Raw genomic sequence first — 22,174 nt, 5'->3', positions numbered from 1 at the left:
GACCGCGAAGCTCTAGCCCAATATTCTCGCATTGAATTCAAAAATCCGTCGTATCATGCGATTGTTCACTGGGGTTAAAGATTTCCAAACCGATGACGAAGGCTCGTTCGTCTTACGAATTGAAATCCTGTCCCCGACCGAAATAGTTGGGAAGACGGACCTTCGTTAAGATAACGGAACGCACGCCATTGGGGACTGGATCTGTAAGTGTGTCCAAATGGCCATTGTGCTTCTGATCGTCGCTGTAGGGTTGTCGGTCCTTGCCAAATTCGTCGCTGACGGCAAGGAGTTTTCTCGTCTTGACTGGGGCCGCGTGGTCGGCCTCATCCTCGCGTTAGGGTTCGCCGCCGGAGTCGTCGCCAAATACGGCCCCGATGACTCCCGAACCGGCCTTTATGTCGGTCTCGTCGTCGGGGCCATCGCCGTAGTCGCTGGTTCCGCTACCGGTGGAAAGCTCGCCCCCCTCGGTTTCGGCGTATCTGCCGCTGCCGCCGCCCACCTGCTCGACGCCTCCCAGATTCCCTCGGTGCAGACTGCACTGCTCGTCGGCGCGGCTCTTGCCTCCCTCGCCATGGGACAGCCGGGTGGCTACCTCGCGTCGATTGTGTTGGCAACCGGCGTCGCCGCCGACTTCCTCGGCGCGATCCATTCGCCCGAGCCCGCCGCCGCCCTTCTCGGAACCATCCTTGGACTCGCCGCCCTTGTCGGCGCGATCCTCGGCTCGGTCCTGCTGAACAAAGCTAATGCCATCAAGCCGTTCCTCACCGCGACCGTCATCGCCATCGGTGCGTACCTTGGCACTCGGTCGCTCGATGAACCCAAACTTGCCATCGCCGTCCTCATCGCCTCCATTTCTGCCCTCGTCATCCACTTCGTTGTGCCCGACGAGGAAAGCGATCCCACCCGCCTCGCCCTCGCTGGCATCATCACCATCAGCGTTGCCACCGTTACCTTCGGCATGGCCAAAGCCACCGGCATGGCCCTCTCGCTCGGCGCAATGGTCGCGATCCTCGCCGCCTCCGGCAACCGCACTGGACTCTTGGCCGTTGGACCACTGGTTGGCATCGTCTTCTATCGCTTCCTAAAAGAGGTCGACTCCGATATCTCCCGCTCCCTCGATATCGGTCAGCACTACGCTCTCCTCGGCGTTCTTCTCGGTTCGATCGTCCCGCTTCTTCCGCAGGATTGGACCGACTCAAAGCCCCTCAAGAGCGGCCTTCGCGGCTTCCTCTGGGCCCTTCTCATCATCGCCACTCCGGCCTTCATCGCCGTCATGCTCGGCGAAAAAGGTTCGATTGGTTTCGTCGGTGGCATCGGCCTCTCTGGTCTTTGCCAAGCCCTACGAAAGGAAAAGAATCTCGTGCCCCTCGCGGTGGCTCCGGGCCTCGCTGCTACCACCACCGTCTGCCTAGATTGGTTCCAAGATTGGGGCGATCTCACCCGTGACGAAAAAGTGAAGTTCTTCCTCTACGCTGGATCCGCCGCCGTCGTCGCCGCCCTGATCCTCGCCCTCTTGTCCAAAGCCCCCAAAGCAGAGGAAGCTAAATGAAACGAATTCTCGGTCTAGTTGTTGGTGTCTTTTTCTGTGGGCTGATGCTCACCTACGGCGTCACCCAAGAGGTTCCGGTCGGAAAGGTCTCGGGAAACGTGACCATGAAGGAGAACGGAAAGCCGTTGCCGAACATGGTGATCGACCTCGTCCCCGTGGCCAGTGTCGATGACGACGAAGTCATCCGCACTCGCGGCGTCGAAACCGACGACAAAGGCAATTTCACCCTCTCCAACGTCGCCGCCGGATCGTACTATCTGGAGGGTTACGCCAACGTCCACAATTTCGAAAAGCGCATCGTCACCATCGAAGAAGGGAAGACGACCGTTTCCAACATCATCGCCAAGCCAGAGAATCCGCGCCTCAACCTCTACAACAGCCAGCGCGTCTGCACCCCCGATGAGGAACCAAAGTTCGAGATCAACGGCTTCGTCCCCTCTCCCGACAGCATCCAAATCGACATCTACGGCATCAAGCTCGACGAGATCGCCAAGAAGGGAAGCCTGCGCAACGTCCTTTCACCCCTCTCCAGCAACCGCGAAGCCGACATCAAAAAGCTGACCGACGCATCTGAACACATCAAATCCGTCAAGCAGAAGATCGAGAGCCCCGACGCCGAAGGCTCGTTCACACAGCGCGTCAAGCTGGGCAAACAGCGCGCCGGACTGTACTTCGTCATCTGCCGCGCGGGCGGAATGAAGGCCGTCACCTTCCTCAACATCACCTACATCGCCCTCGTCACCAAGTCGTACCAAGGCAAGATGCTCTGCTTTGCTGCCAATTTGGAATCCGGCCAACCAGCCACCGATGTCGAAGTCCTCTCGAACGACAAAGGGCAGCTCGACTCAATTGGCAAGACCGACAAGGACGGGCTCGCCAACGTCAACCTTCCCGTCCACACGCAGGGCGACGCCCTCGTTATCGGCCGCAAGGGCGATTCGATCGCCGTAGTCGGCTTCTGGGATGGTCGCAACAACGACAGCCCGATCCGAATCTCTGGCTATTGCGATCGGCCCGCCTACCGTCCGGGCGACGAAGTCCAGTTCAAAGGCATCGTCCGTCGCGCGACCAAGACTGGCTACGACCTGCCCGGGGTGGGCAAGGCTCAAGTCGTCGTCACCGACCCCGACGGAGCCCAGATTTCCAAACAGACCCTCGATATCTCCTCGCACGGAACCTTCCACGGCTCGTTCTCGACGAGCAAAGAAGGTAAGCCAGGCGGCTACACCATCGAGGTTTCCGCATTTGGCAAAAAGTCGAGTTCGATGTACGCCAACGTCGTCGCCTACCGTAAACCCGAATTCTCCATCGAGGTCAAATCCGACAAGGATTTCTACACGATGGGCGAACAGGCTTCGGCTACTGTCGACTGCAAGTACTACTTCGGCGGGCCCGTCGTGGGGGCCAAGGTCAAGGCGCGTATCTATCGATCCCCCGCCTGGCGATACGAGGACGAGGACGGCGAGCAATACAACTACAACAGCGGTGCAGGTGAGTACTCGCAGGAAGTCGAAGCCGTCACCGACGCCAGCGGACGTGCGAAGATTCAATTCCCGACGCGAGCCGAGGACGATCCCGTCGTCCTCACCAACGACTACACCTACAGCATCGACGCGTCCGTCAGCGAAGATGACGCCAAGTACTTCGACGGCAGTGGCCAGGTCAGCGTCGTCCGTGGCGACCACAACCTCGAGCTCGACGTGCAAAACCCGATCGTCGCGCCTGGCGAGCAGGTCGATGTCTTGGTCCAAACCACCGACGCCATCAAGCACGACAAGCCCGCACCCAACCGAACGGTCACCATCGAAATCGGACGCGAAGCCTGGACCGAGAACGCCTATGTCTTCGTCCCTCGCGAAAAGCGCCAGGTCACGACTGGGGCTGACGGCACCGCCCATCTGCTCGTAACCGCCACCAAAGGCGAATCCCTATCGTTCCAGGGCACATCCATCGATGATCGGGGAAACAAGATCGTAGCCGACGCCTCGGCGTACGTCACCGGCAACGCCAGCGATTACAATGAGTCCGACGCGGGCCTTCGCATCACGCTCGACAAGCGAGCCTACAAGTCCGGCGACACCGTCCGAGCCCTCATCGAAACCAGCAAAGCGGGCGGAACCGCCCTCGTCTGCATCGAGGGCGCAGGCATCCTTTCTCAGCGCATCGTTCCCCTCACGTCTCCTTCGACCATGGTCGAATTCCCGGTCGTCAAGGACTACGCGCCCAACGTCTATGTCACCGGCGCGTACATCCGTGACCAGGACTACTTCGAAGCCTCCAAGATGCTGAAAGTTGACCGCGAAGACCGCGATCTCAAGATTCAGATCACGAGCGACAAACAGGTGTACAAACCCGGGGATACCGCCAACGTCACCGTCCAAACCCTCAACTCCGATGGCAAGCCGGCCCCGGCCGAAGTGTCCGTGGGCGTCGTTGACGAAGGCATCTATGACATTGCCCAGGACACCACCAATCTCAAGGCGGATTTCTATCCGAGCCGGTCGAACCAGGTGCAGACCAGCTTCTCCTTCCCCGAAATCTATCTCGATGGCGGCGACAAGGGAAGCTCGAATGTGCCACTCCGCAAAACCTTCCGCGACACCGCCCAGTGGAACCCGTCTATCTGGACCGGCCCCGAAGGCAAAGTCACCGTGCCCGTCGTCCTGCCCGATAATCTGACCGAATGGCGAGTCACCGCCGTCGGCGTTACCGACGCCACCGAGGTCGGGATGAACACCGAAAAGTTCCGCGCTCGAAAGGACTTGATGGTTCGCCTGGAACTTCCGCAGTACCTGGTCGATGGCGACCGCCAGCGGATGACCGCAATCGTCACCAACGATACCGGCCAGGACCAAGACGTCAATGTCGAACTCAGCGCCACCGGCGTCACGTTGACCGATGGCGGCACGAAAAAGGTTCACGTTTCCAACGGGCGCCCGCAAACCATCGAATGCGAGATTGCCGCCGCTGGCCCCGGCGAAGCGGCCGTCACCGCCAAGGCGTGGGTCGATGGTGGACCCAACGACGGCGTTCGCCAATCGTTCCCCATCGAACCGCATGGTCGAAAGATGGTCGCCGCCAAATCCGGCGAGGGCCCCGGCAGTTTCGATCTCACGATGAAGCCGACCGTCGATCCCAAGTACGGGTCGCTGAAGATTTCCCTCAACCCCACGCTCGCGGGCGACCTCGTTCAGTCCCTCGACAACCTGATCGGGTTCCCCTACGGGTGCGTCGAGCAAACCATGAGCCGCTTCATGCCCAGTGTCCTCGTCGACAAAACCGTGCGCGACCTCGGCCTTCCGCGGCCCAGCAACCTCGACGACCTGCCCAAGATCGTGCGAGACTCGCTGGCTCGACTCAACAATATGCGCCACTCTGACGGCGGCTTTGGCTGGTGGGAGTACGACGACTCCGACCCGTTCATGACTGCCCTCGTTCTCGATGGCCTCGACCGCGCCAAGCGTGCCGGGCAGGATGTGTCGAGCGTCAACCTAGAGCCAACTTACGATTGGGCGCTGAAGTGGCTGAAGGAGGACACCGACAAAGACCGAGTCCGCGACCACTTCTATCTCGCCTACGCGCTGATGCGGCACGGAATCACAGACGCTGTTGCGGCCCTGAGAAACGAAGACATCACGAAGCTGAGTCCAGCAACCCTCGCCAATGCCGCGATGGCCTACCGCACCGCCGGGCAAAGTGCTCGCGCCGACGCCTGCCTCAACCAGTTGGAGAAAGTCGCCCAAGGTCGCGATGTCGCCTATTGGCCGTCGGAAGAAGACGCGTGGGGATCGGAGCCGACTGCGCTCGCGCTCGTCGCCATCATCGACGCTCGTCCGAACGATCCGATCATCCCCCGCATCGTCCGCCACCTGCGCGATACGCGCAACGGCGACATGTGGTCGTCCACCCGCGACACCGCCTACTCGCTGATCGGCCTCACCGCCTACCTCGCCCAAACCAAGGAACTGAGCGGCGAAACGACGGCCACGGTCCGCGTCAATGGCAAAGCCATCCGTACCGTGACGCTCAATCCGTCCGTGCCTAGCGACCCCACTTGGACCGTCGTCATCCCTCGATCCGAGCTTGGAAACGGCGATGTGAAGGTGGAGATCGATAAACAGGGAGCGGGCTCGCTCTACTACTCCGCCGAGCTTCGCACCCTCGATGCCGCCAAAGATCTACAGCCCGAATCGACCGATCCGGGTCTCAAGGTCGTGCGCAAATACTACAAGCTGGAGGCCCGCGCCCTCGAAAACGGCACGCTCAAGCTCCTGCCCAGCAAAGACCCGATCACGTCGTTCAATTCCGGCGACCTCGTGCGCGTCGAACTGACGATCACCGCCGATAAGCCGTACGAGTACGTGCTGATCGAGGAACCGACCCCAAGCTCCTGCCGTATCCAGGAGCGAGAAGAACTAGGAGCCGGCGAAGAGTGGGGCTGGTGGTGGTCGCGCACCGTCGTTCTCGATGACCACCTCGCCTACTTCGCGCGCTACCTCGATAAAGGTACGCAGAAGATCACCTACACCCTCCGCGCCGAGCAGGCGGGCTCAACCCGAGCCTTGCCGACGACGGTCGAAAACATGTACGACCCGTCGATGTCCTCCTCAACCGGCGACCAACTCATCGAGGTGACGAAGTGAAGCGGGCAATCCTCGGTGTGGTCGTTGCCCTTGCCGGTGGCGCCATCGCCCTCAAGGCCGTACCGACCGAGGAAACCATTGGCGCCTACTCGACCTCGCTCGCCGAGCGATCCGGTAGCCAACGGCATAACGCCCGCCTCGCTCTTGGTCGTCTTGTCGGCGCAACCGTCAAGCCCGGGGAGGTCTTCTCCTTCAATCAGCGCGTCGGCTCATTCTCGCGGGATCAGGGCTACCGCAAAGCCCCCGTTAGCTACAACGGACAACTCATCGACGATTGGGGGGGCGGCGTCTGCCAGACGTCCACGACGCTCTACAACGCCGCCCTGCTCTCAGGGATGCAGATCGTAGAACGCAACCGACACCGGTTCCAACCCTCCTACGTCCCGCCCGGCCGCGATGCCGCCGTCGCGTTTACCAACATCGACCTCCGGTTCAAAAACCCCTACCCCTTCCCGGTTCGAATCGAAGGCGAAATCGTCGGCACCCGACTGGCGATCCGCATCGTCGGTGCCCACCGCGATGGCCCTCGCCCCGAAGTCGTCTCCGTGGTCAATGGCCTCCAACTCCCCCGCACATTCCAATTCGGCGACGAATCCGGCCGCCGACGAATCCGAAACTCGGGCAAAGAGGGAATGGACGTCTCAGTCTTCCGCATCACCGGCAACCGCCGCGAAGAAGTCTCCCACGACACCTATCCTGTGATGAACCGGGTAGTCGAGATCAAAGCCCGTTCGAACTAGGTTTAGGAATTTATGCTCTAACAGGGAATTAACCACGCTCCGCCCCTGGAGGGGAGGTGGCGTCCCGACCATTCCCAAATGGCAAATTCGAAACGAATGGTCGGGACGACGGAGGGGGGAAGAAACTCCCAAGTAATGGCCCGCTAACTCCCAATTGAACCCTCAAGCCTGAAGCCTAACCCTAACCCCCCAGGTACCCTAATACTCCCAAATGATCCTCAAGATCAGCACGACGCACCAACCGACGGCCGACCTGGGCTACTTGCTCCACAAGAACCCGACGCGCCTCCACGAAGAAACCTTTCCGTTCGGAAAGGGCTATGTGCTGTTTCCCGAGATCAACGACGAAAAAGCCGAAGCCGCCCTGCTTCTCGACGTCGATCCCGTCGGCCTCGTCCGCGGCGGATCGACTTACGACCAATACGTTAACGACCGCCCCTACGCCGCCTCGTCGTTCATCAGCTCGGCCATGCTCGCCTTCTTCAGCACCGCGATGAGTGGCCGAAGTAAAGAGCGCCAAGAGGTCGCCGATCAAGCCATTCCGCTTCAATTCGAACTGCCCGTTATCCGCATGCGGTCCGGTGGAGACTTCGTGCGCTCCCTCCTCGAACCCCTCGGCTACGAACTCGAATTCCAGCCGGTAGGAGGGAAGTACTTCAACCTCAAAGGCTCGATCAGGACCCGCATCCGCGATTTCCTGACCCACCTCTACATCCTCATTCCGGTCATCGACGACGACAAGCACTACTATGTCGACCGCAACGAAATCGACAAGCTGACGAACCGCGCCAAGGACTGGCTCCCCAGCCACCCGATGAAGGACGCCATCATCCAAAAGTTCCTCCGCTACGACCGCATCCTCACCAAGGAGGCGATCGCGCGTCTGGCCGAATTCGAGCCTGATCTCGACGAGGTCGAGGTGCCCGGCACGGACCAGGAAGAGAAGATCGAAAAGAAGATTTCGCTCCACACCCAACGGTTGGAGCATGTCACCGCCAAACTCGCCGAACTCGGTGCGACGAGCGTCGTCGATCTCGGCTGTGGCGAAGGTCGCCTCATCCAGCTTCTGCTCAAACAGCGCCAGTTCAAGAAGATTCTTGGCATGGACGTCTGCGTCCGAAGCCTCGAATTCGCTGCCCGTCGTCTCCACCTCAGCGACGCCGGAGACGCCCTGCGCAACCGCCTTGAACTCGTCCACGGCTCGCTGATGTATCGCGACTCCCGCATCGCGGGCTTCGATGCCGCTGCCATCGTCGAGGTCATCGAGCATCTCGATCTACCTCGCCTCGCCGCCTTCGAGCGGGTCGTTTTCGAGTTCGCCAAGCCGCACAACGTCGTCCTCACCACCCCGAATATCGAGTACAACGCCGTCTTCGAGACCATGGCACCTGGTCAGCTTCGCCACAACGACCATCGTTTCGAGTGGACCCGCGCCGAGTTCCAAGCCTGGTGCGATTCCATCTGCCAGCGCTTCGGTTACCGCGTCGCCATCGAGGGCATTGGCGAGCCGCATTCCGAGTACGGCTCGCCGTCCATCATGGGGGTCTTCACACGATGAAGTACCGCCTGCCCGAAAAGTGTCTGGTCCTGCTCATCGGTGCCAGTGGATCAGGAAAGTCCACGTTTGCGAAGAAGTTCTTCGCAAAAACCGAGATCGTCTCCAGTGACGAGTGCCGCGGTATTGTCTCTGATGACGAGAACAATCAGGCCGCCACGCCCGACGCCTTCAGTCTCCTGCACACCATCGTCGATATCCGCCTCAAAAACGGTCGATTGACGGTCGTTGACGCTACTAACGTCCAGCCGGAGAGTCGAAAGAAGCTCATCCAACTCGCCGACCAGCACTACATGCAGACCATCGGCATCGTGTTCAACTACGACATCGACGTCAGCTTCAACCGCAACCAGAATCGCCCCGAACGTCAGTTCGGGCGGCACGTCGTTGCCAACCACGTTCGCGACCTCCGGCGCGGTATCCGAGGCATGCACAAGGAAGGTCTGCGCCACTGCTACTTCTTCAACGATCCCAACGAGACAGACGCCTTCGAAGGCTTTGATAGAGTTCGAATGTGGCCGGATCGAAGCGACGAAACCGGGCCGTTCGACATCATCGGCGACGTCCACGGATGCTTCGATGAAACGCTCGAACTCTTGACCAACCTCGGCTATCACATCGTCGAAAAAGATCGCAAAGCCAAGGTCGTCCTCGGCGACCGAACCAAGCGCGAAAAGATCAACGACCGCCCCGATCCCGACGTCAAAGACGTGCCGATCTTCTACGAAGCCAGCCACCCCGAGGGTCGAAAGGCGATCTTCGTCGGCGACCTCACCGACCGCGGCCCCAACTCCGTCGGTGTCCTCAAGCTCGTGCTCAGCATGATCAAGCAAGGGTGCGGATACATGGTGCCCGGCAACCATGACGAAAAGCTTTACAAAAAGATCCAGGGCCGCGACGTCCAAATGAAGCACGGCCTCCAGGAAACCTGGGATCAGCTTTCGAAAGAGTCGCCCGAGTTCATTGAACTGTGGCGGCGCTTCTACGAATCGCTCCCCGGTCATCTGGTCTTCGATGGCGGACGCCTCGCAGTCGCCCACGCCGGTGTCAAAGAAGAGATGATTGGCCGTGCCCACGGTCGCATCCGCTCGTTCGCTCACTACGGCGAGACGACCGGCGAAATCGACGAATTTGGTCTGCCCGTTCGCTACCAATGGGCGCTCGATTATCGCGGCCGCACCGCCGTGGTCTTCGGCCACACGCCCGTCCCCGAAGCCGAATGGCTCAACGAAACCATCGATATCGACACTGGTTGTGTCTTCGGTGGCAAGCTGACCGCTCTCCAATGGCCGGAAAAGACCTTCGTCAGCGTGGACGCCAAGCACACTTATGCCGAGGCAGCCCGTCCGTTCCCGGCGACTGCGCCGAACCTCAGCGCCCAGCATGAATACGACGACGTTCTCGATCTCCAAGAGATCGTGGGTCGTCGCCACGTCGTTACTCGCGACCGTGGAACCATTCTCGTTCGCGAAGAAAACGCCACCGCCGCGCTGGAGATCATGAGCCGCTTTGCCGCCAACCCGAAGTGGCTGATCTACCTCCCGCCCACCATGTCGCCCGTCGAGACCTCCACCGCCGACGGCTACCTGGAGCGGCCCGAGCAGGCGTATCAATATTTCCAAAGCCAGGGCGTCGAGCATGTTATCTGCGAGGAGAAGCACATGGGTAGCCGCGCCGTCGCCATCGTTTGCCGCGACCACGAGGTAGCTCGCCAGCGCTTCGGTGTCGCCGATGAGCAGGGGATCATCTACACCCGAACCGGACGACGCTTCTTCGACGACCTCTCGACCGAGCAAACCGTCATCGGCCGCGTCGCCGATGCCGTCGGAAAGGCTGGTCTTTGGGATGAACTCAAGACCGACTGGATCGCTCTCGACTGCGAACTCATGCCGTGGTCGGCCAAGGCCCAAGCCCTCATCGACCAACAGTACGCGCCGGTCGGTGACTCAGCCACAACCGCCCTCAATCAGGCGATGAACCTCCTCAGCCAGGTTCAAGCCGAAGGCATCGACGCCATCAAAGCTCGATTCGAACCCCGGCTCGGCAACGCCCAAAAGTACGTCCAGGCATACCGCAACTACTGCTGGGACGTGAAGTCCATCGAGGATTACCACCTCGCGCCGTTCCACATCCTCGCCACCGAGAGCGGAATGCACTTCGACCGCGATCACCTCTGGCACATGGACACGATCCGGCGCGCATGCGACCACGAGCCGATCCTTTTTGCGACGCCGTACCGCGTCGTCCATCTCGAAGATCCGCTTTCCAGTTCCGAGGCCACCGCCTGGTGGGAGGACCTGGTGGCGAAGGGTGGGGAAGGCATGGTTGTCAAGCCGATGGACTTCACCGTTCGTGGCCCGAAAGGCCTCGTCCAACCCGCGCTGAAGGTCCGCGGCCCCGAGTATCTGCGCATCATCTACGGACCCGACTACCTCGAGCCGGAGAACATCGTTCGCCTGCGTAAGCGCGGCATCAATGCCAAGCGCTCGCTTGCTCTCCGCGAGTTCGCCCTGGGTGCCGAAGGCCTGCGCCGATTCATCGAAAAACGCCCGTTGCGAAACGTGCACGAATGCGTGTTCGGCGTCCTTGCCCTCGAAAGCGAGCCCGTCGACCCTCGGCTGTAGTTCGATTGAATTGCGCTATCCTTACTTAATCAGTGGATGTCTTCTACCGACGAAGCCGGTTGAATCTTCTCGCGATACCTATTCGCGCGTTGTCCGCATGTGGATGGTGGGCGACAAAATGATGGCCGCATGTTGGTCGGCCACCGCGATTTTCGTCCTTTTCGATATCGGTCTTAAAGTCATTGACTCTCAACGACGCATCGAAGCCGATGCGGACCAACTCACGTTTTACGACGGACGCAAGATCACCTGTGTCCAATTCAAAGACGTTCAATCTCTCAAGCGTACGGAGTGCCGAGGTGGAGCAACCTGGCGGATCAAAATGCCCAACTTGGACGACAATATCGACTTGGATGATCGGTGGCCCAACATCAAACGCTTGGCAGAACTGGTTGAAGAGCGAACCGGAAAGCGGTTCGATATATAGGAAGTAGCAGCGGCAACGCTGGAGAATGCGTGTCGGAAGTCACAGTTGAACCTGAAGGCTGCCCACGAGAACAAAAACATCAAATTTCTAACCTCTTAGGAACTATATGCCAGAAATCTGGCATATAGTATTGACATGCGATTCGTCAAATGCCAGAATTCTGGCATGTCTTCCAAGAAGAAGCATGAACCAAGGCTCAGCCGCCGAGAAAAGCAAATCCTCGACGCGCTTTACGAGCTCGGCCAAGCCTCTGCCGCCGACATCCACGCCGCCATCACGAATCCGCCCTCTTACACTGCGGTTCGTACCCATCTGACCAACCTCGAAGAGAAGGGCCAGGTGCGCTTCCACAAGGACGGCACGAAGTACATCTACGAGCCAATTGTCCCCAAGGACCAGGTCGCCAAAAGCGCAATGGACAACGTCGTCAAAACTTTCTTCGAGAACAACGTTGAACTGGTCGTTGCCGCTCTTTTGGACCCCGACGAGTCGAGCCTCACCCAAGAACAGCTCGATCGCCTTGCCAAAATGATCGACGAAGCCCGCCAGAAGGGACAATGAACGCCAACGCTTATCTCACCGCTCTCGGCACTTGGACGCTCATGTCCTCGGGCGTCCTTGCCGTGGCCTGGGCGATCACCCGCCCGATCAAGGGGCGGGCCGCCCTACGCCATCTGGTGTGGCTGACCGCCTTCGCCGCCCTTGTGGCCATGCCGATCCTTACTCTGGTTCTTCCAGGTCGCATCCCCACCAAGCCGGTCGCCGCACCGACCGTCGATATTGACCCCGCCGTCCTTACCGAACTGCTCAAGGACGCAAAGCCCCAGCCCCAGCCGTTCGATTGGTCACCGGTCGCCCTTGGACTCTGGGTGCTGGGCATCGCCTTCATTGCCGCCAAAGCGGGTCTTGCCCTCGTTGAGGTTCGCCGCATGAAGCGCAACAGCAACCTCTGCCAACCGGAATCGTTCGGCCTCGACGACCAAAAGCTCCGCCGAAAATGGCAGTTGCGCGTCAGCCTAACCCGCAAGCCGCCTGCCGCCCTCACATGGGGCACGTTCCGACCGGTCGTCCTCTTCCCGCAAGACGCGTCAAGCTGGACCCCCGACCGCGCCGACTCGGTTCTCCTCCACGAACTCGCCCACGTCCGACGGCTCGATAGCCTCACTCAACTCCTCAGCCTCGCGGTGGCCGCTGTCTATTGGTTCAATCCTCTCGTCTGGATGGTCGCCAAAGCGCTTCGGTCGGAGGCCGAAATCGCCGCCGACGACTACGTTGTCAAATCTGGAAAGAAGCCCTCCGATTACGCTTCCGAGCTTCTTCGCCTCGCCACCGAGGTTGGCCCCCAGCGCCAGCCCCTGTCCCTCGTTGGAGTCTCCATCATGAAGCAAACCCAAATCGAACGCCGAATTCAATCCATCGTCGACCCAAGCAATCGTCGGCGCGGCGTGGCGGGCCTCGAAGGCATCGCCGTTCTCGCCGTCGTCGCATCCGTGACCGTCGCTCTCGCCTCCATGCGCCCTGCGCCGGTTCAAACGGAATCCAGTCTTCCGATCGCTCCCACTACCCTTGACAAGCAGACGGCTGTTCCTATCGAAAAGCCTATCGCGGAAGTGCAGCTAGGTTCGGGAAATCAGGAAAAAAGGGCGATCCTTGAGCTGGATCATTACACGCCACGTCGAAATACCCAGCCAAAAGAAAAGTCCCAAAAGCTGAATCTCACCCTAACTCCTTCACGCCAGCCGGGCGAGCTGCCGCGGATCAATCTTGAGCCTGCGGTGCTCCAAAGGTCGTCGAACGAAACTCTTGCCCGAGTCCGCGCTATTCTCGATCGCCTGACCGAACAGGGCAAGCTGACCAAGGAACAGCGAAAGCTCATCGAAGAGCAATTGGCGGCCACCAGGGACCAAGAGGCTCTCAGTAATCTCCAGCGAGCCAAGGTCGAACTCGAATATCGCGTGGCCAAAGAAAAGGCAGAGCACGACAAGGAACTGGGCGTGATCGAGCTGAAGGAATGGAAAGAGAAGGCGAGCCAAACCGAAGCCCAACGCGCCAAGTTCGACCAAGAACGAGATGCCGAACTTGCCCAGGTCAAGAAGACTCGCGTCACCGACCTCCAACTCGTCAAAGAGAAGCGCCGCCAAGAAGAATTGGCTCTGGTCAAACGCCTAAAGGAGAAGAAGGCGAGCGGAGAAGACCTCAAGAAGGCAGAAAAGCTCCGCGCCGACCAACTCGCCAAGCAGAAGGTTGACCTCGAAAAACTCGAACTCAAGAAACGAAAAGACGAACTCGAACAGCTCGAACTGAAAAAGAAGGCTGAAGAAGACGCTCAGAAAAAGAAGAAAGACGGCGGCTCATAGCCCCGCCAAAACAACCCTCTCCAAATTCTCCAAGGGAAATCTGGAGGGTCCGCAGGTGGAACTGCCACAAAGGCAGTTCCAACCGTGGATAGGTGTCTCTCGACTTGTGTCGGGAGACGGGAGGGGAAATTCCTCACTAGAACCGAGCCAATCCCGGGCCCTTCTTCACGGTTTAACCGCAAAAATACCGATTTCTCCCCTCACTCGGAACTCTCCAAAACCCTCTTTTGTTGTGAATGGATGCGAGAGAAGATCGATGGCATTTGTTGCAAGCGTGACCCTGGGAAAATCACCCCAGAACGAGTCGGTAGGTAGACTCAGCCGACCGATGTTATTCGGTAAGCGAGATACAAAACGGGATTCGTTCGAACGCCACGCTGAGCGGGTGTTTAGTTCTGTTTTTGGAACCGCTCTGCGCCTCACCCGTAGCAAGGAAGAAGCCGAAGATCTCACTCAGGAAGCGATCGTTCGCGCCTATGAAGCGTTCGACCGCTTCGATGGATCGAACTTTAAGGCATGGATCCTCCGCATCGTCACGAATCTGTACATCAATAAGTACCGGTCGCGACAGCGCGGCCCCCAGCTTTCGTCGCTCGAAGAAGACAACGTTGTTGAACCAATGTCGATCGAGTCGGAAATCCCCGACCGCCAACTGTTCGACGGCCTCGTTGGAGCCGAAGTCGAAAGCGCCCTCAGGAAACTGCCGGACGAGTTCCGAATCGCCGTAATTTTAAGTGACGTTGAACAGATGAGCTATCAAGAGATTGCCGATGCAACCGAAGTGCCTATTGGTACGGTAAGATCACGCATTGCGCGAGGACGTGCGATGCTTCGAAGATCTCTGGAAAGCTATGCCCTCAAAGAGGGATTTATTAAGGAAGGACACGATCTATGATCGAACCACGTTTGTTGCATGCCTATGTTGATGGAGAGCTAAGCGCCGAAGAGCGTCAGAAGCTTGAGACCGAACTCGCTGAGTGCCAGGATAGCCAGGCCGAGATCGCCGCAATCCGAAACCTCAAGTCGTTGCTCGGCAACGCTGAAAATGTCGAATGCGCCGATGTTTGGGCATCCTGCAAAAGCCGTCTGGATGCCATCGATCGTGTCAAAAAGTCCGGGAACTTCATCACGAAGTACTCGTGGGCCTTCGTAACTGGCGTCGCCATGTTCATCCTCATCGGCGGCGGATATGCTCGCCACACGCAGGCCGGATCGGTCGATAGCAGTTCGCTTGCAGGAATCCTCTCCAGTTCAAATCGAAACACACCTGAGACCCAAGTCCGCAACGAAGAGCTCGATAAGATTCTGGGTGTTGCCAACCGCAACCTTTCTCAGTTCAGGATCATCGGCCAGCAGAACGTGGTCATCGACGGCCAGCCGGCCCGTCGGATCGACCTTGCCGACGTGCAGGGAAGACTCTCGCTGATCGTCCTGCCGCAGATCACAAGCTTCGATGGCATGGACCCGGATCGGAACGCGCAGTACTTCTTCGGCCAAATCGACCCCGATACCAAAGCCGTCGGATGGCGAGTAAAAGACGCCGCCCTCGTACTGGTTGGCCAACGGGAATACAGCGAGCTTCGCGACTTCGCCTACAACCACCTCGTCCGACCGGAATAAAGTTCTGGCGCCCCCAAATCCAAGGCTGAGTTTTCAATTCAGTCTTGGAAACAGTCACTCAGTATCGAGCAAAGACGATTTAAAACTTAAAGCAATCCCTTCTGGCTCTGCCATGTGTAAGCGAACCATCGGCAAACAGATTTGAAGGCCCTTCCTCGCTTAAGCCCCAAAGGGGCCTTTTACTCTTAGCCCAGCCAAACAGCCTAGACTCGGCTCGCAGGGCTGCCTAAAGCCCCATCAGAGCCGAATCGAAAGTCGTTCGCCGAGTCCGATCCCGGAAGGCTCGCAGATGGTTGTACCCACCTTCGCCAAGAAGGCTTCGGCGGGTGTAATGGTATCGAAGCGAAGCAGAGGTCTCTGGAGAGTTCCGTAACGGTAGGTCAGTGCCAATCGATAGCCAAAAGTTTGTGAACGACCTCGGAGAGGTCGCAGAGCTTAGCCTGGGGGGCTTGCACCCCAGGAATGATCCGAATCCATAAAATTCCGAGGAGCGTGAGCGACCCGGCGCTTAGCGCCGCGCGAAATTCCAAAACCCCAAAACCGACTCCGCACAATTACCAGAAGTCCCAACTTTTAACATCCCTCACCGCATTTATGACGGCTTTTTGTTGTATGATATTAGTCAAGAATACGTATTCACAAGCTATTCTTGATTGAGTCTCCGGCTTGAGAGACTCATTTCCATCAGGGTACGGAGAACCGCACTCAATCTTCGAGGCGTAGATCGGAGAGCTTCCAGGACGGAAGAAAACCTGCGCGAAGGGAAAATATGGTCAAAAAATCACTTCTGGTGGGGGCGTTGATCGCTGTCCTGCCGATGGGCGCAGAAGCCCAAGTGTCCGTAACCATCGATGGTTTGCGGGATTCAACGTACGCCGGAGGTCAGCCCGGCAATGTCCAAACGATCAACACCAACTTCGGCGACAGCAATATGGGGACGGTTGGCCAGGCCAACGGCTCCGAGCTGGATAACGGAGTCGGTGAGTTCGGCTCCAGCGATTTCTTCATGTTCTTCGGTGGAAATCTCGAGTCGAATTTCAACAAACTCGAAGTCTTCATCGACGTCGACGGAACCGGCCACGGTCAAAACGCACTCCGCGGCGACAACCCAGATGTCGACTTCAACGGCCTCAATCGCATGGCCGGTCTCACGTTCGATAGCGACTTCGCTCCAGACTACTGGTTCAGCATCTCGGGCGACGGCACCAATCTTTACGGCAACTGGGCCCAACTCCTCGACGGCGGCTCCGGTGCAGGTGGCTACCTCGGAACCACCACCTACGGCTCCAACGGCGCCCTCTCGGGCGGCACCGATCAAGGCGTCCGCTTCACCGTCAACAACTCAAACGTTGCTGGCGTCGGCAGCGGAACCGGTGCCGCTTCGGGCTCACCTGGCGACGTGGCGACCGGCATGGAATTCGCCGTCCCGCTGTCCCTCATCGGCAATCCGACCTGGGGCCAAGGGGTCAAAATCTGCGCCTTCATTAACGGAAGTTCGCACGACTTCGTTTCGAACCAAGTGCTTGGCGGTATGCCAAATGGCTCCGACAACCCTGGCAACCCGACCAACGTGAACTTCAACCAGTACGCGGGCAACCAGTACTTTGTGGTTCCCGAGCCGACCTCCATCGCCGTCATGGGTCTCGGCCTCCTCGGTCTCTTCACGCGACGAAAGCGAAGCTAAGTCCTGTCGACCCGGCTAGCCACCGTCTGGCCGGGTCCTAAACCTCCATCCATTCATCATGAATAAGGTTCGTTTCGGATTCCGAGCGGCGGCGACAGCCTTCTTTACCGCTCTCTGCGCCATCAGTCTTGGCCAGCTTTCCTGGCTGGGCAACACCAGCACCTACGTGTCCGGCAATACCGAGCCGAAGCGCGGTGCCTACGTCCTGCCCGGACAAACCCTCACCGTCACCACGCAGACCTATCCGATCGCCTCGGGCCAGTCCGTCTCCGCCTTTGTCACCACCGACAACTGGAACACGGTTAAAGAAGTCCCATTCAATTTCGACTATAACGTCGGCAATAACACCCAGTGGTACGGCCTCCTCGGCCCCTATCCGGCCGGCTCCAACGTCCAGTTCTATCTTCGCGCTCGCGGAAACAACACCGACGATCTTTACGACAGCCTCGGCGGCCAAAACTACGGCTTCACTTGGCGTTACACCCCCGCCATCCGTCGCGGCGCGATCCTCCAATGGTTCGCTACCGACTACGTCACCATGATGAAGCGGCTTCCCGAAGTTGTCCAGGCTGGCTACGGCGCCATCTACCTGCCTCCGCCTTCGAAAAGCGGTGGCGGAACTTTCAGCGTCGGCTACAACCCGATCGACCATTTCGACCTCGGCGATCGACTGCTTTCCGGCACCGTGCGCACTCGTTACGGCACGACCGAAGAACTCATCGACCTCGTCAAAGAAGCCAAACGATTCGGCCTCGAAGTCTATTGCGACCTCGTCACCAACCACGCCGATAACCGCGCCAGTTGGGCTATCGACAAGTACCCGGCAATGATCCCTGAGGACTTCCATATCCACTCCACCGCCGACCCGACCAACGAGGAAATCGATTTCAATAACGCCGGACCTTTCGCCTTCACCACCCTCAACGGCGACCTCGTAGGCCTCGCCGACATCGCCCAAGAGAACGGCAACCAAGCTCAAACCGGTGCCTTCAATCTCCCTAGCTTCGCCAGCTTCAACATGTGGGGCAAGCCGTGGTTCGTGCGCCATCCGCTCACGCCGCAGTACTATCCCGGTGGCACCATCGCCCCCGAAGACGTTCGCGAATACCTGCGCCGCTACTGCTGGTACCTCGTCGCCGTCATCGGTTTCGACGGCCTCCGCATCGATGCCACCAAGCACACCACGCCCGCGTTCTTCATGAACACCATCCAGCACGCAGGCTATGATGTCAACAATGGCGACATCCTCCCCTACGTCTACAGCCTCAAGCCCAATGCGATGGTCTTCGGCGAGGTCCTCTCCAGCGACAATTACGAACTGCGCGAATTCGCCAAAACTGGCATGGACCTGCTCGACTTTCCCATGTCGTTCAAGTTCAACGACCTCTTCAACTCCAACGGCTTCGGCAACATCGGCTCGCTCGGCAACATGTTCGGCATCGACTCCGCCACCGGCCTTGGCTTCGAAGAAGGTGGACTCGATTCCCACGTTGGCGTCGGCTTCGTCCAAAGCCACGACAACGGACCGCCCACCTCCAACAACCTTGCCCACGCCTTCCTGCTGACCCGTCCGGGCTCCGCCATCGTCTACTATGACGGCAACAACCAGCAACCCGGCGACTACAGCCAGTTCCCTCGCCCTGGCCGCTTCGACTCGCTCGGCAACGCCGATGACCTGACGCTTCGTATGACCGACGCCCGGTACCGCTTCGCTCGCGGCACCATCTACAATCGCTGGCAGTCCGACAATCTCTACATTTACGAGCGCCACGTCAACGGCCAGTCGGTTCTCCTCGTCGGCCTCAACATTCGCGGCGATCTGACCTCGCTCACCCAATCCGTCGCCACTGCATTCGCCCCCGGAACCGTCCTCGAAGACCTCTCCGGTCAGGAGCCGAACGTCACCGTCGCCACCGATCAATCGGTCACCATCACCGTTCCTCCCAACTCCACGCCCACCAACAGCAACAATGCGACCGGGTACGTCCTGTACGCTCCCGTTACTGCCAAGCCGGTCAGTAGCACTCCCGTTGTGGTGACCGATGCCACCACTGGCCAGGATTACCCGCTTTCACCCGTCACATCCCCGGTCGGAACCTATGCCAGCGGCAACGGTACAACCTATAACGCCGCCACCATCACCGGCTCCAAGATCAATATCCTTGCGTCCACTACGACCGTCGGCGATTCCGCCTATCTCCAGCTCGATAGCGGCAACCTTGGACCCTGGTATCCCGGACTCAAAAATACCGACGAGGGTCTGATGGACGGCATGCTGGCCATGACTCGGACCGCCGCCGGCTCTTTCCATTTCGACGGCCTCGATTTGTCCTACCTCACCGACGGCCTTCATATGATCCGCGTCCGCGTGTTCAACGACACCGGCACCGCACCCAAGCTCTTCAACGACTTCTACTACTGGTTCAACCTCCAAAAGGGCCTCGGCACTGGCTGGACCATCGACGGGGACCTCACCGAGTTCGGCGCCAACGCCAATTGGTGGCAGGAGCGAACCCCAAGCTCCCAGTCCAACCGCCTCGACGGGCTCTTCGTCACCAACGACGACCTTTACGTGTATGTCGGCCTCGCGGGTCGAACCGATCCCACCGAGAACCTGACGAACGGCATGTCGCTCCTCATCGACCCCGAAGTTGGCCTCACTGGCGGTGTCACCGACCTCTCGCAGGTGAACGATGACAGCGGTCCCGCCACTCGCCTGCTGTCCAACACCCATCTGACGATGCCATCCGGTTTCCGCGCCAAATATGCCGTCGCCAGCTTCCGCAATCACGGCCTTGGTTCCAGCCCCGAGGCGACCTATTCTGGTTCGCCCGTCATTCCGGCGACGACCGGGGCCGAAGCCGGTGCATGGTGGATCAATACCAACTCACTCAGCCGACTTTCCGGCGTCCCTTCTGTCATCGCGGTCCAGCCGCGCCAGTCCCCAACCGGACCCCTGCTCGGTCTCGAAGCCGCCATTCCGATCCGCAACCTCTATCCAAACGGAGCCTCGGGTTACCAATCGATGGGCTTTCTCGCTTATCTCGGCACCACCGGCGAAGCGGGCACAACTCTCAACGCCTACGATCCCCTTCGTGCGTCCTTCGGCGGTTACCCCGCCGCCAACAGTTGGATATCCAACCAGTTCCTGCCCACGCAGTCCAATGTGGTGACCGACCCGGGCACCGCGGCCTTGTCGCTCTCGAAATACCTGACCTACACGCCCAAGCGGGCGGCCTACGTCGGGACGTTGGCTCCGAGCGCGGGGCCGCTGGTGCCACTGGGTGGACGCAAGTACTCTCAACTCGTGACCATCACGAACAACGGTGCATCGACTGTCAACGGTCCGATCTGGCTCACCATGAATCCCGGCCCGCACACCTTCCTGACCGTACTCAACAAGCGAGCCGACACCCTGTTCGGCGGCAAGCGCCCCTATGCACTGGTCCAGAACGCTGGACTTGCTCCCGGAGCATCGGCCAGCTTCAACGTGATCTACGATGGCGTGCTGAACGGAACCGTGAATGTGTCCTACACGGCCTACGCGGGTCCTGGCGCGCTCTAGTCTTCTGGATCATTGGACGTTAACGTTGTCATGGGGACCTAACCACGCTACTCACCGGGGGGAGTCGATGAGCCGGACCCTAGGGCGAATCGGTGGGGAGGTGTCGGCCGAACGGACAGTCCGAAAACTAGTCTCCCGATTCATGGACTCCATTTGTAGGTATTTCCAGAGCCTAAACGAAGCCGCCCAAAAGCCAAAGCGCGCATAGGGAAACTAATTCTGGTCCCGGTGCCCTCTAGGACGCATTGACTTTATCGGGTGAAGATGATATTTGTTTTATTCATCTTCACCATGGTTTCCTTCAAAACGAACATTTTGCCCCTTTTCCGACCGCAGGACATCTCCTGCATGAAGGCTCAGGGCGTATTTTTAGACAACTACAGCTATATGTCGTCGGCTAACCACGCCGAAATGGTGTACCAGCAACTCAGCTCAGGCAATATGCCCCCCGACGGCCCCTGGCCACCATCCAACGTCCAGCTTTTTAACGAATGGATCGAAGACGGTAAACAACCCTAATTGAGGCGATTGAAGGGTGGGCGGCTCATAGGATTGCTACCTCAGTACCGAGGCCATCGGCGCATTTCTGAAATTCCAAGCAGAGGTTCTGAGGTTAAAAAGTCACAAACTTCCTAACGGTAGGCACGAGCTACGCTCCGCCCCAGCGGGGAGGTGGATTTCGCTAAAAGCGAAAGACGGAGGGGAGCCGAAAAACCCTACTCGCCCCGAATCGGCTCAGGCACGATCAAATTAAACTCGTCGGGAACCTCCTCGCCAAGCTCTAGCGCCTGATGCACATGCACCCGCTGGTCGTAGCTAAGCGGATTCTCCTCGTTCCAAACAAACCGATACGCATCCTCGGCCGTGTATTTCCCGTCGTCGAGCTTGCTTCGCAACTGCACGATATAAGCACTCAATTCGGCTTCAGTCATATCCTTTACGACGTCATTTCCACGCCGCCGTGACCCCAAAAGGCTAGACGACCCACTGCAAAAGACAACTTAGATAGAACACAGCTGGTCTGGATAATGAACCTTTCAGTGTTCGCGTACCAATGGAGCCCTATTCAGTCAACCCATTGGCCGCGACGACCTCGGAGAGGTCGCAGACCTTAGCCAGGGGGTCGCAACGACCGAAGGGAGTGAAGACCCCTGGATAGATCCGCACCCGCAAAGCGTCCGAGGAGCGAAGTCGAAGCTTTGGCGAAGGTGGAAGCGACCCGGCGATTATCGCCGCCGAAGCGAAGCACCGTCCCACCCCCGCAATCATCCCTGGTTAAAAGAACCCATTCCCAGGAATGACAATGTGGGGTAAAATCACCCTTCCGTGCAGGGGTATAGCTCAGTTGGTAGAGCGACGGTCTCCAAAACCGTAGGTCGCGGGTTCGAGCCCTGTTGCCCCTGCCATTCC

Annotated in this window: 14 protein-coding genes and 1 tRNA gene; 14 read left to right on the top strand and 1 reads right to left on the bottom strand. The window is 59.0% G+C overall.

The window, feature by feature from the left end:
- Positions 1-217 precede the first annotated feature (217 nt).
- The 13 genes from GC165_03385 (at position 218) to GC165_03325 (ending at position 21,283) form a co-directional block, all read left to right on the top strand.
- A complete protein-coding gene (locus tag GC165_03385; protein ID MBI1331902.1) occupies positions 218-1,549 on the top strand; it encodes a hypothetical protein in 1,332 nt (443 codons plus the stop codon).
- Positions 1,546-6,192, top strand: coding sequence for a hypothetical protein (locus GC165_03380; GenBank protein MBI1331901.1), 4,647 nt, complete (start codon positions 1,546-1,548; stop codon positions 6,190-6,192). The genes GC165_03385 and GC165_03380 overlap by 4 nt, the downstream gene beginning before the upstream one ends.
- Positions 6,189-6,932 carry a vanomycin resistance protein VanB gene (locus GC165_03375; protein ID MBI1331900.1) on the top strand — a complete coding sequence of 248 codons (744 nt, stop codon included), beginning with the start codon at positions 6,189-6,191 and terminating at the stop codon, positions 6,930-6,932. The genes GC165_03380 and GC165_03375 overlap by 4 nt, the downstream gene beginning before the upstream one ends.
- Before the next feature lie 211 nt (positions 6,933-7,143).
- Positions 7,144-8,490: a 3' terminal RNA ribose 2'-O-methyltransferase Hen1 gene (locus GC165_03370; GenBank protein MBI1331899.1), complete on the top strand. Its 1,347-nt coding sequence runs from the start codon at positions 7,144-7,146 to the stop codon at positions 8,488-8,490.
- Positions 8,487-11,111 (top strand): polynucleotide kinase-phosphatase, encoded by a 2,625-nt coding sequence (locus GC165_03365; protein ID MBI1331898.1) that lies wholly within the window; start codon positions 8,487-8,489, stop codon positions 11,109-11,111. The genes GC165_03370 and GC165_03365 overlap by 4 nt, the downstream gene beginning before the upstream one ends.
- A 118-nt stretch (positions 11,112-11,229) precedes the next feature.
- Positions 11,230-11,538, top strand: a complete 309-nt coding sequence (locus GC165_03360; GenBank protein ID MBI1331897.1) for a hypothetical protein — start codon at positions 11,230-11,232, stop codon at positions 11,536-11,538.
- 135 nt (positions 11,539-11,673) lie between these two features.
- Positions 11,674-12,099, top strand: a complete 426-nt coding sequence (locus GC165_03355) for a BlaI/MecI/CopY family transcriptional regulator (protein MBI1331896.1) — start codon at positions 11,674-11,676, stop codon at positions 12,097-12,099.
- On the top strand, positions 12,096-13,895 hold the full coding sequence (locus GC165_03350; GenBank protein ID MBI1331895.1) for a hypothetical protein: 1,800 nt from the start codon (positions 12,096-12,098) through the stop codon (positions 13,893-13,895). The genes GC165_03355 and GC165_03350 overlap by 4 nt, the downstream gene beginning before the upstream one ends.
- Before the next feature lie 256 nt (positions 13,896-14,151).
- Positions 14,152-14,790, top strand: coding sequence for a sigma-70 family RNA polymerase sigma factor (locus GC165_03345; protein ID MBI1331894.1), 639 nt, complete (start codon positions 14,152-14,154; stop codon positions 14,788-14,790).
- Positions 14,787-15,515: a hypothetical protein gene (locus GC165_03340; GenBank protein ID MBI1331893.1), complete on the top strand. Its 729-nt coding sequence runs from the start codon at positions 14,787-14,789 to the stop codon at positions 15,513-15,515. The genes GC165_03345 and GC165_03340 overlap by 4 nt, the downstream gene beginning before the upstream one ends.
- A gap of 769 nt (positions 15,516-16,284) precedes the next feature.
- On the top strand, positions 16,285-17,199 hold the full coding sequence (locus GC165_03335; protein ID MBI1331892.1) for a PEP-CTERM sorting domain-containing protein: 915 nt from the start codon (positions 16,285-16,287) through the stop codon (positions 17,197-17,199).
- A 58-nt stretch (positions 17,200-17,257) separates the two neighbouring features.
- The gene (locus GC165_03330; GenBank protein ID MBI1331891.1) at positions 17,258-20,764 is read left to right on the top strand and encodes a hypothetical protein; all 3,507 of its coding nucleotides are present in this window, start codon (positions 17,258-17,260) and stop codon (positions 20,762-20,764) included.
- 291 nt (positions 20,765-21,055) lie between these two features.
- Positions 21,056-21,283: a hypothetical protein gene (locus tag GC165_03325; GenBank protein MBI1331890.1), complete on the top strand. Its 228-nt coding sequence runs from the start codon at positions 21,056-21,058 to the stop codon at positions 21,281-21,283.
- Positions 21,284-21,480: 197 nt separating this feature from the next.
- Here the strand turns inward: GC165_03325 and GC165_03320 are convergent, their stop codons facing one another.
- Complete coding sequence (locus tag GC165_03320) at positions 21,481-21,696, bottom strand: hypothetical protein (protein MBI1331889.1); 216 nt, start codon at positions 21,694-21,696, stop codon at positions 21,481-21,483.
- Positions 21,697-22,094: 398 nt separating this feature from the next.
- Here GC165_03320 and GC165_03315 point away from each other — a divergent pair.
- A tRNA-Trp gene (locus GC165_03315) sits at positions 22,095-22,170 on the top strand.
- Positions 22,171-22,174: the final 4 nt, after the last annotated feature.

This window comes from Armatimonadota bacterium (assembly GCA_016125185.1).
GTDB lineage: Bacteria > Armatimonadota > Fimbriimonadia > Fimbriimonadales > Fimbriimonadaceae > Fimbriimonas.
Note: the sequence above shows the minus strand (reverse complement) of the source record. Positions and strands in the feature narration are given on the sequence as shown.